The organism is Allobosea sp. P4_E12, from assembly GCF_056401655.1.
In genome coordinates, this window is the sequence record NZ_JBFUIY010000040.1 from 17,280 (window position 1) to 29,463 (window position 12,184).

Below are 12,184 nucleotides of genomic sequence, written 5' to 3' on the forward strand. Positions count from 1 at the left end.
CAATGAAAGCTTGGCAAGGCAGCATGAGTCATGCTGCCATGGCCGGGAACGCCACCTGTCGACCCTTTTCCTCGCGAGGCGCCCGTGCCTGTCACCGCCATCGATCCGCGGCCAAATCCAATCGCCGGCCCCGCCGACGCCCAGCCCCTGTTCGAGGATATCCGGCTGCTCGGACAGATCCTCGGCGACACCGTGCGGCAGCAGGAGGGCGAGCAGACCTTCGAGCTGATCGAAGCGATCAGGCGGCTCTCCGTCACCTTCCAGCGCAAGGCCGATGTCGAGGCCGGTCGCGATCTCGATACGCTGCTGGCGCGATTGAGCCCGAAGGAGACCGTTTCGGTCATTCGCGCCTTCACCTATTTTTCGCATCTCGCCAATCTCGCAGAGGATTGCCACCAACTCCGCCGACAGGCCGATCTGGAGGCCGTTGACGCCCATCCCGAGGGCAGCCTGGCGCATAGTTTCGACCTGTTCGCGCAGGCAGGCGTCAGGGCGCCGGCGATCGAGCGCGCCCTCTCGCGCAGCCTGGTGTCGCCCGTGCTCACCGCGCATCCGACCGAGGTTCAACGCAAGAGCATTCTCGATGCCGAGCGCACCATTGCCGAGCTGCTCGCCGCCCGGCCCACCCTGCGCGGCGCGCGCGCCCGTACCCGCAACGAGACGGCGCTGCGGGCCAGCATCGCCCAGCTCTGGCAGACGCGGCTGTTGCGTTACTCCAAGCTCGCCGTGCGCGACGAAATCGAGAACGTGCTGAGCTATTATCGCGCGACGTTCCTGCACGAGATCCCGCGCCTCTATGCCGAACTCGAGGAGCTGCTCGGCGCCCGCGTGCCGAGCTTCTTCCGGATGGGAAGCTGGATCGGGGGCGATCGCGACGGCAATCCCAATGTCACCGCCGAAACCCTGCTGATGGCGGTTCGCCTCCAGGCAGAGACGGCGTTGCGTCATTACCTGACCGAGGTTCATGAGCTCGGTGCCGAACTGCCGGTTTCAAACACGCTGGTCGGCAGCACGCAGGCGCTGCGGGACCTTGCCGATCGCTCGGGTGACGACAATCCCCACCGCGCCGACGAACCCTATCGCCGCGCCCTGATCGGCATCTACGCCCGGCTGGCTGCGACCCTGCGCAAGCTGACCGGCACCGAGGCGCTCCGTCATGCGGTGGCGCCGAGCGCGCCCTATTCAGCGCCCGCGGAATTCGTGGCCGAGCTGCGCATCGTTGCCGACAGCCTGCGATCCCGCCATGGTAGCCTGCTCCTGGGAGCGCGGCTCTCACCCCTGCTGCGCGCGGCGGAGGTTTTCGGCTTCCATCTGGCGAGCATCGATTTGCGCCAGAGCTCGGACAAGCACGAGGCGGTCATTGCCGAACTCCTGGCCACGGCCCGCGTCGAGCCACGCTATGGCTCTCTCACGGAAGACGCCAAGCGCGCCTTGCTGCTCTCCCTGCTGGCCGATCCGCGCCCGCTTCGCGTGCGCAACGCCGCCTACACCCCGCAGACCGAGGGAGAGCTTGCGATCTTCGAGGCGGCAAAACAGGTCCGCGCCGATTTCGGCACCGATGCCATCCGCCACTACATCATCAGCCACACCGAAACGGTCAGCGATCTGCTGGAGGTGGTGCTGCTGCAGAAGGAATGCGGCCTGATGGCGGGCACGCTTGCGCCCGGCGAGGCGACGCAGCCCCGTGTCGAGTTGATCGTGGTGCCGCTGTTCGAGACCATCGGCGATCTGCGCGCGGCCGAGCCGATCATGCGAGGCTTCTACGACCAGCCCGGCATCGAGGCGCTGATCCGCAATTCCGGCGGCGAGCAGGACATCATGCTCGGCTACTCCGACAGCAACAAGGATGGCGGCTACTTCACCTCCAACTGGGAACTCTATCGCGCGTCGACGGCGCTGGTCCGCTTCTACGAGACCAAGCCGGGGCTGACACTGCGGCTGTTCCATGGCCGCGGCGGCACTGTCGGGCGTGGTGGCGGGCCGAGCTATCAGGCCATCCTCGCCCAGCCTTCCGGCACCGTGAAGGGGCAGATCCGCCTGACCGAGCAGGGCGAAGTGATCAATGCCAAATATGCCAACCCGGAGATCGGACGGCGCAATCTGGAAACCCTGCTGGCAGCGACGCTGGAGGCCACCCTGCTGCAGCCGCACAACGAGGCGGCGCCCGAATTTCTCGACACCGCAGCCGAACTCTCCGTGCGCAGCATGGCCGCCTATCGGGCGCTGGTCTATGGAACGGCCGGCTTCACCGACTACTTCTATTCAGCCACGCCGATCACCGAGATCGCGGAGCTGAATATCGGTTCGCGCCCGGCGTCGCGAAAGGCGACGCGCTCGATCGAGGATTTGCGCGCGATCCCCTGGGGTTTCTCATGGGGCCAGAGTCGCTTGGCCCTGCCCGGCTGGTTCGGATTCGGCTCCGCGGTCGAGGGCTTCATCGCCGCCGCGCCGGCCGAGCGCATCGCGCTGCTGCAGCGCATGAGCGCGCAGTGGCCATTCTTCCGCACACTTCTGTCCAATATGGACATGGTCCTGGCCAAGGCCGATCTCGGCATTGCCCGGCGCTACTGCGATCTCGTTCCGGATCGCGAGCTTGCCCAGCGCATCTTCACCGAGATCGAAGCAGAATGGACCCGGACGGTTCAGGCGATCACGACCATTACCGGCGAAACCCAGCGCCTGGCCGATAACCCGGCCCTGGCGCTGTCCATCATCCACCGCTTCCCCTATATCGCCCCGCTCAACCATCTCCAGGTCGAGCTCCTGCGCCGTTGGCGCTCCGGCCAGATCGACGAGAAGGCCCGCCGCGGCATCCTGATCTCGATCAACGGCATCGCTGCCGGGCTGCGCAATACCGGGTGAGCAGCGCGCGTCAGTCCGACAGTGTCGGCCCCGGAAGGTGCCGGGGCGACGACGCTACGGCACCGCGGAGATTTCCGACGAGACCGAACGATCGCGCCCCTCGTTCTTGGCGCGGAAGAGCGCGAGATCGGCGGCATTGACCAGTTTCGCCGGCTCTCCGCCTTCGTGAGGCATCGTCGTTGCCATGCCCACACTGATCGTGACCCGGCCCGTGCCGTGCGCGATGTTCAGATCCCGTACGCCCTGAACCAGCCGTTCCGCCACGTATCTCGCGCCTTCCTGCGGCACATCCGTCAGAATGACGACGAACTCCTCGCCGCCGAAGCGCGCCGCCAGATCGGTCGAACGGGTGCAGCCGCCCTGGATCACGTTGGCGACCTGTTTCAGCACTTCATCGCCGGCGAGATGGCCATACGCATCATTGTAGCGCTTGAAGTGATCGACATCGATCATCAGGACAGACAGCGGATGCTGCGTGCGCAGGCAGCGTCTCCACTCCGCCGCAAGATACTCGTCGAAATAGCGGCGGTTCCCGAGTCCGGTCAGCCCGTCGATCCGCGTCAGGCGCTCGAGCTCGAGATTGACCCGCATCAGCTCGCGCTGGCTTTCGCGCAGCGCCCGATAGGCCTCGTCACGCTGGACATGATCGAGATAGGCGCGGGTGTGGTAGCGCACCCGAGCGATCAGTTCGAGCTTGTCGGGGAGCTTGACGAGATAGTCGTTCGCGCCCGCCTGGAAGGCCTCGCTCTTGGTGGCGGGATCTTCCTTGGTCGAGAGAACGATGACGGGAACATTGTGGATCGACGGGTGCTTGCGATACTGCCGCACCAGGTCCAGCCCGTCGACGCCCGGCATGACGAGATCCTGCAGGATCACGGTCGGCTTCACCTGTTCGGCCACCTTGATCGCCGCCAAGGGGTCGGTGCAGTAGTGGAAATCGAGATCGGGCTGGTTGGCCAGCGCCCGCCGCACGGCTTCGCAGACCATGACCTGGTCATCGACGAGCAGGATCATGGACATGTAACTGTCCGCCGGCGGGGGCACGGAAGACATGGTGAGGGTCGGTTCGCCTGTCATCAAGACAACCTCTTCAGAACGACTGACGGCATGCCTCGACAAGGCGTGGCGCAATCGCGGCAAGTGGTAGAATTTCGGAAGCTGCATCGATCGCAGCGGCCGCCTTGGGCATTCCGTAAACGGCGCTCGTCGCCCTGTCCTGTGCCAGGGTCAAGTATTTCCTGTCGCGCAGGAGCTTCAACCCGCGGGCGCCGTCCCTGCCCATGCCGGTCAGCAACACGCCCACCAGATCTCCCTGCCACCATTGCGCAACACTCTCGAAGAACACATCGACCGATGGCCGGTAGACGTAGTCGCGCGGTTCGGACCTATAGCCGAGGTCATGGCCCGATTTGAAGACCAGGTGATCGCCACTTGCCGCGATCAGCACGGTCCCCGGTTCGGGCCTGTCGCCTTCGATGGCGGGGCGCACGGAAAGAGCGGTGTGCTGGCCCAGCCAGCTGGCGAAGCCCGGCACGAATTGGGCATCGAGATGCTGGACGAGAATGAGAGCAGCGCGAAAGCCGCCCGGCAGTCCGGCCAGGAGTGTGGCCACGGCAGCGGGGCCCCCCGCCGACGCACCGATCGCGATCAACTGCTGCGCCGACGGTGCAGCGGTGCGGGCCGGCGCCGTCGTCCGGACGACGGGCGCGACATCACGCGAGAGCCGGCCGATCATCGCGATCCTGGCCAGCAGCGCCGCCGATTGAGCTTGGGCATTGCCGTCGGCCCCCACGCTGGGAATGTCGACCGCGTCCAGCGCGCCATGGCCCATGGCGTCATAGACGCCCGAGACATTGGCATCGACGCTCGCGGTCACCAGCAGAATGGGACAGGGCGTCTCTGCCATGATCCGCTGGGTGGCCGCGACGCCATCCATCTCGGGCATGTTCAGATCCATCAGGATCAGATCCGGCCTGTCGCGTCGGCACGCCTCCACCGCTTCGCGCCCGTTCACCGCGATCCAGGCGACTGCATGCTCGGTTGTCGAAACGACGATGCGCCGAAGCAGCTCGACCGCCATCGGCAGATCATTGACGAGGCCGATCCTCATGAACCTCTCTCCGTGCTGCCGCTCAGCCCCATGCTTCACCGATCAGGTCGGCGACGGCATGGATCAAAGTCTCGTCGTGGAAACTGCCCTTGGTCAAATAATAGTCCGCACCGGCATCGAGCCCGCGGCGGCGGTCTTCTTCCCGGTCCTTGTATGACACGATCATGACCGGCAGGTTCCGAAGCCCGCTATCCTTCTTGATCAGTGTCACGAGCTCGATGCCGTCCATACGGGGCATGTCGATATCGGTGACCACGAGATCGAACGGCTCGGATCGGACGGCGTTCCAGCCATCGATGCCGTCGACCGCGACCTCAACCTCGTAGCCGTGATGATCGAGCAGCTTGCGCTCCAGTTCGCGCACGGTGAGTGAATCGTCGACGACCAGGACGCGCTTGCGCCGCTTCTGGCCAACGCTGGCAACGACGCGCTCCAGGGTCTTGAGCCTGCCGGTCGAGGCGAGCTTCTCCATCGAGCGGATCAGATCATCGACGTCGAGGATCAGGACGGGTGAACCATCCTCCATCAGGGCCGCAGCGCTGATGTCCTTGACCTTGGCGAGCCGTGGATCGAGCGGACGGACGACGAGATCGCGCTCGCCAAGGAAGCGGTCGACGACCAGCCCATAGGCCCCGCCCCCCTCGCCGACCACGACGACAGCGAGATCGACAGAACCCGATTGCGGTTCGTCACGCCCCAGGACCTCATGCGCCGTGACCAGTCCGACCTGCCGCTCCTCAAAGCGGAAATGCGGCCTGCCCTCGAGGATCTCGATCCGCTCCCGCGGCAGCATCAGCGTCCGCGTGATCCCGGCCAGCGGAAACGCATAGGGTTCGCCGTCGATCTCGACGAGCAGGGCGCGGATCACCGAGAGCGTCAGCGGCAACTGAAGCTGGAAACGCGTCCCGGCGCCGAGCTCCGACGACACGGTCACCTGCCCCCGGACCTGGCGTGCCATCGCCTGCACGGCATCGAGGCCAACGCCGCGTCCGGAAATGTCACTGACGCTGCCCTTCATCGAGAAGCCAGGCAGGAACAGGAACTCCAGGAGTTCGGCCTCGCTCAGGCTCTGCGCCGTCTCGGCCGTCGTCAGCCCCCGCCTGCTGGTCGCAAGGCGCAGCGCGTCGAGATCGATCCCGCGGCCATCGTCGACAACGATGATCTGCAACAGCCCGGCATTGTGCCGGGCCTCGAGCTTGATCAGGCCTTCTTCCGCCTTTCCTGCGGCCCGCCGCTCCTCGGGAGGTTCGAGCCCGTGATCGACGGCGTTGCGCAGGAGGTGCCCGAGCGGGGCATCGAGTTCCTCGAGGATGTCGCGGTCGATGCTCGTCGAGCCGCCGACGATCTCGAGGCGGACCTTCTTGCCCAGGGTTCGCCCGATATCGCGGACGGTCCGCGAAAAATGCCGGACGCCATCGTCGAAGGGGCGCATCCGGCTGGCGAGCGTCTCGTCATAGAGCCGATTGGCGAGATCGGTGGCGCGCCGGTCGACGGCATCGAGCTCGTCGAGGCGCTGCGCCAGAATAGCCTGGCTTTCCCCGAGCTTGAGCTGAGCCTCGGCGAGCGCCTGCAGGGCCCTGACATCCGTCGTCACCGCCGGCATCGCGGCGCGCAGCGCGTCAAAGCTCTTGGCAAGATCGGTCTGGACGCGCCTGAGGCGCAAGAGCCCATCGTTGAACGGTCTGAGGCGCCGGGCCGACATCAGGGACTCGCCCGCGAGCCCGAGCAGCCGGTTCAGGCTTTCTGCCGTGACGCGCACCATGCGGTCCGACCCCGGGCTTCCCGGCGTCTGGGATAGCGCCGGCGCGGATCCGGCAGCCGGCTCCTGGGCTCGAGCGGGCGGAGCTTCGCTGGAATGATCTCTCTCCGGAGCCGCCGCAGGGAGCTCGTCATTCACGTCCGGCCCCGAAGCCGAGGAGCCAGGCTGCTGAAGCGCCTGCGCGAAGCCTGCGATTCTGCGCTGGATCTCCTCTTCGCCAGGTCCCGGCTCAGTGGCGATCGCGGCCAGCAGATCGACGCCCTTCAGAAGCGCATCGATATGGGCGTGATTGAGCCTGACCTGCCCGCGCTGGGCCGCAACGAAGCACTCCTCCATCTCATGCGCCACCTGCACCGCAGGCGTCAGATCGATGATCCGGGCCGCGCCCTTGAGCGAATGGGCGGCGCGCATGCAGGCTTCGAGATGAACGGCCGCGACAGGATCGCGCTCAAGCGCCAGCAGGCCTGCTGTCAGCGCCTGCGACTGCGAGTCGAGTTCGGCGCGAAACAGGTCCAGCATCGAGAGCTGGCTGAAATCCTCGCCGCTCATGCGATACTCCGGTCGATCATGGCGAGCAGCGGTGCCTCATCGAGGCAGCCGACCGTGCGCCCCTGCCAGGACAGCATGGCCTGGATGACGGTCGAGGCCGATTTGCCGATCGTTGCCGGTACCGCGATCAGGTCGCGCTCCCCATAGGAATGCATGCCGTGCACCTCGTCGACCTCGAAGGCGACGCGCCTCTCATCCCTGCCAATCACGATCAGACGGCGAAACACGGCGATCTTGCCACCGCCTGAACTCTGCCCGCCCGTATTGATGCCGAGGAGCTCCGGCAACGACATGCAGATGAGCAGTTCGCCCCGGACATTGACGATGCCCAGCACTGCGCCGGTCCGGCGATGGGGCAGCGAATGGATGCGGCGCGGCTCCGCGATCTCGTGACAGGTCGTCGTCGGGAGACCGAGCCATTCCTCTCCCAGACGAAAGAGAACGACGCTGCGAGCCCCACCCTCGGCCTCGGGGCGCTCTGCAGCTCTCGCGAAATGCTGTGCCCATTCCTCGGAATAGCCCGCAGGCAAGGGGCGATCGAGCAGACTGCGTGCGATCTCCGCATGGGTCGGGCAGTTCCGACAATGCAGATGCTCCCGCAATTCCGGACAGGACCTGTCCCCGCTGACACCGATCTGGCGCCAGCACTCATTGATGCCCTGTCCCTGCTCCGTCGCTTGCATGCCGGCCGTGACGGACATCAGACGTCACTCCTCTTCGCAATCCGGTCGAGCCGGTCGGTCAGCGCCTTGGCTCCGGCCTTGTCGCCTTGCCGCTGCAGCAGGAGCTTGAGCTGGACGAGCGCCTGACGATGGTCGGGTGCAAGATAGAGTGCCTTCCGGTAATTCTGGATCGCGTCCGACGGCGCGTCATCCGCATCATGGGCGAGGCCAAGCAGGTAGAAGACCTCCGGTGACGGCCCGAATTCCTCGAGATGGCTCGCAGCGGCGCGCTTGACCTCACCGAGGCGGCCGGCATTGGCGGCGTGCTCGATGGTGGCAAGGCTCTTGGCTGCCGGGTCGGGCGCCGGCGAAGCAGCCTCTCCTGGTGCGGTCTTCTGCGCGAAGGGGCGCACGCGCGGAGGCGGCGCGATACGCCGTGGCGCTTGTGCGGGCAGTGGCGTCGGACGCGACCTCCGTACGGGAGCCGCTGCCGGCGCTTGCTGCACAGCGCTTGCCTTGATGAAGGCGAAGGCCCTGGGGAAGCGCACCGAAGCGAAGCCATGCAAGGTCGGCAATCCGGACTCGGCCGGCCCCACCAGCAACAGGCCCTTGTCTGCGAGCATCTGCCTGAGCCGGTCCAGTGCCAGCCCCTGCGTCTCGCGATCGAAATAGATCAGCAGGTTGCGGCAGAAGATGACGTCGTAAGGTTCGGCCCTCGGCTGCGGGACCGGCCCGAGCAGGTTGCCGAGCGTGAAGCAAACCTGCCGGCGGACGCGCTCATGCGGGCGGAAGCCGCCTTCGACCGCATCGAAATGCCGGTCGCGATAGCCGAGTTCCTCGCCGCGGAAGGAGTTGCGCCCGTAGACCGCACGTTCGGCATAGACGAGATTACGCGTGCTCACATCGACGGCGTCGATGCTGAATTCCGTTGCCTCGAAGCCCGCGTCGAACAACGCCATCGCCATGGAATAGGGCTCCTCGCCCGTCGAGCATGGCAGACTCAGAAGTCTGAGCGGCGTCCCGGAACCCCGGCTTTCGCGAGCCTGGCGCGTCATCGCCGCGAAGGCCTCGCGATCCCGGAAGAACCAGGTCTCCGGCACGACGACCGCATCGATCAGCTCCTGACGCTCGGTGCGGTTCTCGCTGAGATAACTCCAATAGGTGTGGAGGTCCGGCATCTCGCAGTCGGTCATCCGTCGCTTGAGCGCATGACGAATTACCGAGGCGCCGACCGTCTCGCTGCTGAGCCCGATCATCTCCCTGAGAAGCTGTTCGAACGCCCCTGTGCCCATGGCCCTGTCCATCAGGAATGCGTCGCGGGCTGCTGGAACAAGATCTCACGGATCGCTGGGGATAGCAGGGCTTCCGCCCGGATCCTCTGGATCAGCCCCTTGTCGTCGGAAGCGACCGGGCCGAGATAGGGAGGCATTCCAGCCTCGACACCCGTGGCCACGAAATCCGCCGGATCGCGCTCGACGGTCTCGATCGCACGCTCGGCAATGAGCCCGAGCAGGGCGTGCTCGCCTGCACCGACCGGATAGCGCACGAGGATGATCCGCGTGCTCAGCAGGGGGGCAGCAGCGCGCCCGAGCGCGAGCAGGCTGAGATCGATCAAAGGCACCGGTGCGCCCCGGTAGTTGATGGCTCCGACGACGCCGACCGGCGCAGCCGGCAGGGCTTTCACGGTGAGCAGGGGCAAGACCATTTCGACCTGCCGGGCATCGAGCAGATAGCGGTCCTGACCCAGGCGGAACATCAGAAACAGCATCGGACGGGGCTCGGCTCGCCTGCTCCTGCGACAGCATCAGACCGGATATCAAATCCGGCCTGATGCTGTCGCACTTTGTCTTTGCATCCGCTTTTACGAAAACCGGTATCCACTTTTCGGGCCGATGCTCTACGCGCGAAGTTTGAAACGCGAGATGCTGCTGCGCAGCCCGCTCGAGACCTGGTTCAGTTCGTCGATCGCGAGCGTGGATTGCTGCAGCGACTCGACCGTCTGCTGGGCGGCTTCGCTGAGCTGCGACAGGGCTTCGCTGATCTGGCCGGCACCGGTTGCCTGCGCCTGCATGCCCTCGTTTGCCACCTCGAAGCGCGGCACCAGCCCCTGCACCTGTTCGATGATCTCCGACAGCTGCCCGCCGACCTGCTGCACCTCCTGCATGCCGCGGCGCACCTCCTCGGAGAACTTGTCCATGCCCATCACGCCGGCTGCGACGGCCGACTGGATGTCCTTGACCATTTGCTCGATGTCGTAGGTCGACACCGCTGTCTGGTCGGCGAGGCGGCGGATCTCCGTCGCCACGACCGCAAACCCCCGGCCGTACTGACCGGCCTTTTCCGCCTCGATCGCGGCATTCAGCGAAAGCAGGTTGGTCTGGTCGGCGACCTTGGTGATGGTGGTGACGACCTGATTGATGTTGCCCGCCTTCTCGCTGAGGATCGCGAGCTTGGCATTGATCGCGCCGGCCGCCTCCATGACGTGGCGCATCGTCGTTTCCATGCGCGACAACCCGGCCTGCCCGCCTCCGGCAAGCACCGCAGTCTGCTCGGCGACCACAGAGACCTCGTCCATGGTGCGCACGAGCTCGTTCGAGGTCGCGGAGATTTCCTTGGCGGTCGCGCCGATTTCCGTCGTCGTCGCGGCGATCTCGCTGGCCGTCGCCTGCTGCTCCTTGGAGGTCGCGGCGACTTCGGTGATCGAGGTGTTGACCTGGATGCTGGATTTCTGAACCTGGCCGATCAGGCCGGCGAGATCGTCGGCCATGGCGTTGACGCCGTCGGCCAGCGTGCTGAACTCATCGCGACGCTGGAGCTCGAGCCGCGCGCTGAAATCTCCGCGGCGCATGAGATCGACGATGCCGAGCAGCTTTCCGAGCGGCACGGTGATGGCGCGAAACAGCAGGTAGCCGCACAGCGCCGCGAGCGCGAGCGCGACCAGGAAACTGACGGCCAGGCCCAACTCCGCCGTACGCACGATCGAGACGATGCGCTGGGTCGATTCATCGGCCTCCGACTTGTTGTACTCGACCATCGCCTGCAGGCTTGTCCGCAGCTTGGCAGCAATCGGCTCGAACTCGCTCCGGACTGCGCCGCGCTGGTCAAGAGCCTGACCGCCGGCCGCAGCCTGTTTGCCTGCGGCCACGATCGCGTCTTCGGCCGGAAAGACCTGGTCGAAAAGCTGTTTGACCAGGGCATAGTTCTGGCGATCCTGCTCGGAGTCGAGCGTGCCTTCATAGGACTTCAGCAGGCCGCGCAGCTGATCGCGATTGGCGAGCATGGCGTCGGCAATCCTGGCCTTGTCCGCGGCCACGTCCTCGAGCACGAATTCGCGCAGGAGGCTGCTGGCCTCCGTCCATGTCGTCATCAGCCGGGTGCTGAAATAGAGAGCCGGCACCGTGTTGGTTTCGACCCTGGCCGCTTCGCGCTCGGTCTGAACGAACCAGAGATAGGAGATGGCGGCCATCGCCGACATCACCGCCAGGACCGCAGCAAAACTCACGAGAATGCGGCGGCGTATCGTCAGGCTCTTCATCAGGTTCGTTCCATCGTCCAGACACGCATCGAGGAGCAGCGTCGGTTCGACCGGCCGCCGCTCTCTGGCGAGGAGGCCGAATCAACTGTCGTGACAGGCTACCCTGAAGGTGCTTGCTCTCCGGTGAACTGCAGACGCTGCCTGAAGAGCTCTTAAGAAAGCGCTAGATCGATGGCCCAAAGGCGAGTCGAAGACGGCGCCGATGACGGTTGGCGCCGCGCTTGGCTGGCGAGCCTGCCCGCCGCTTCCGTCCGATGCCGGATCGTCACCGGACCCGGAGCCGAAGCAACGCCTGAGAGGTTGCCTGCCTTCGACGAGCCATCATCGGTCTGCCCTAGCGGCACATAACGGTCTCGGTGTGGTGACGAACCATAGGCCGACCGCACCGACTTACTGTATCGCACTGCGGGTGTTACAGTATCAAAGTTCTAGGCAGAAGCGTTTGGAACGACTGTCAGGACCTATCGAGCATCACCTTTGCGATGAGGTCACTGGATGACGGCGTCTGCGAGAGTTCTTCGATGGGCGATGTCGCCCTTCGGCCAGCTGTCAGGTCATCGGGCCGAAGCCAAAGGGCTACAGGCGCGCTCTCATCCCGGTCTGCGCGACGCCGATCACGCCTGGCCCCGCCGGGGCAGCGATCAAGATCGGGGATGTCACGCTCGATCGGCATCACACGGTCACTGACGAAATCGGCGAAACCTAGA

The 12,184-nt window shown here is 65.5% G+C and carries 8 protein-coding genes; 1 reads left to right on the plus strand and 7 read right to left on the minus strand.

Annotation, left to right across the window (positions count from 1 at the left end; translation table 11 throughout):
- Positions 1–30 precede the first annotated feature (30 nt).
- Positions 31–2,862 carry a phosphoenolpyruvate carboxylase gene (ppc, locus tag AC1DW9_RS31255; protein ID WP_441507877.1) on the plus strand — a complete coding sequence of 944 codons (2,832 nt, stop codon included), beginning with the start codon at positions 31–33 and terminating at the stop codon, positions 2,860–2,862.
- A 54-nt stretch (positions 2,863–2,916) separates the two neighbouring features.
- On the opposite strand, the gene AC1DW9_RS31260 is transcribed toward ppc, so the two are convergent.
- From AC1DW9_RS31260 to AC1DW9_RS31290, 7 genes are all read right to left on the minus strand, one after another.
- Positions 2,917–3,882, minus strand: a complete 966-nt coding sequence (locus AC1DW9_RS31260) for a diguanylate cyclase (RefSeq protein WP_441507878.1) — start codon at positions 3,880–3,882, stop codon at positions 2,917–2,919.
- Between the two features lie 70 nt (positions 3,883–3,952).
- Complete coding sequence (gene cheB, locus AC1DW9_RS31265) at positions 3,953–4,972, minus strand: chemotaxis response regulator protein-glutamate methylesterase (RefSeq protein WP_441507879.1); 1,020 nt, start codon at positions 4,970–4,972, stop codon at positions 3,953–3,955.
- 22 nt (positions 4,973–4,994) lie between these two features.
- The gene (locus tag AC1DW9_RS31270; protein WP_441507880.1) at positions 4,995–7,280 is read right to left on the minus strand and encodes a hybrid sensor histidine kinase/response regulator; all 2,286 of its coding nucleotides are present in this window, start codon (positions 7,278–7,280) and stop codon (positions 4,995–4,997) included.
- Positions 7,277–7,981, minus strand: a complete 705-nt coding sequence (locus AC1DW9_RS31275) for a chemotaxis protein CheW (RefSeq protein WP_441507881.1) — start codon at positions 7,979–7,981, stop codon at positions 7,277–7,279. Before AC1DW9_RS31275 ends, AC1DW9_RS31270 begins: the two co-directional genes overlap by 4 nt.
- Entirely contained in the window at positions 7,981–9,234 is a 1,254-nt protein-coding gene (locus AC1DW9_RS31280; RefSeq protein WP_441507882.1) for a CheR family methyltransferase, read from the minus strand. The genes AC1DW9_RS31275 and AC1DW9_RS31280 overlap by 1 nt, the downstream gene beginning before the upstream one ends.
- Positions 9,235–9,245: 11 nt before the next feature.
- A complete protein-coding gene (locus AC1DW9_RS31285) occupies positions 9,246–9,710 on the minus strand; it encodes a chemotaxis protein CheW (RefSeq protein WP_441507883.1) in 465 nt (154 codons plus the stop codon).
- Between the two features lie 129 nt (positions 9,711–9,839).
- Positions 9,840–11,477, minus strand: a complete 1,638-nt coding sequence (locus AC1DW9_RS31290) for a methyl-accepting chemotaxis protein (protein ID WP_441507884.1) — start codon at positions 11,475–11,477, stop codon at positions 9,840–9,842.
- Positions 11,478–12,184: the final 707 nt, after the last annotated feature.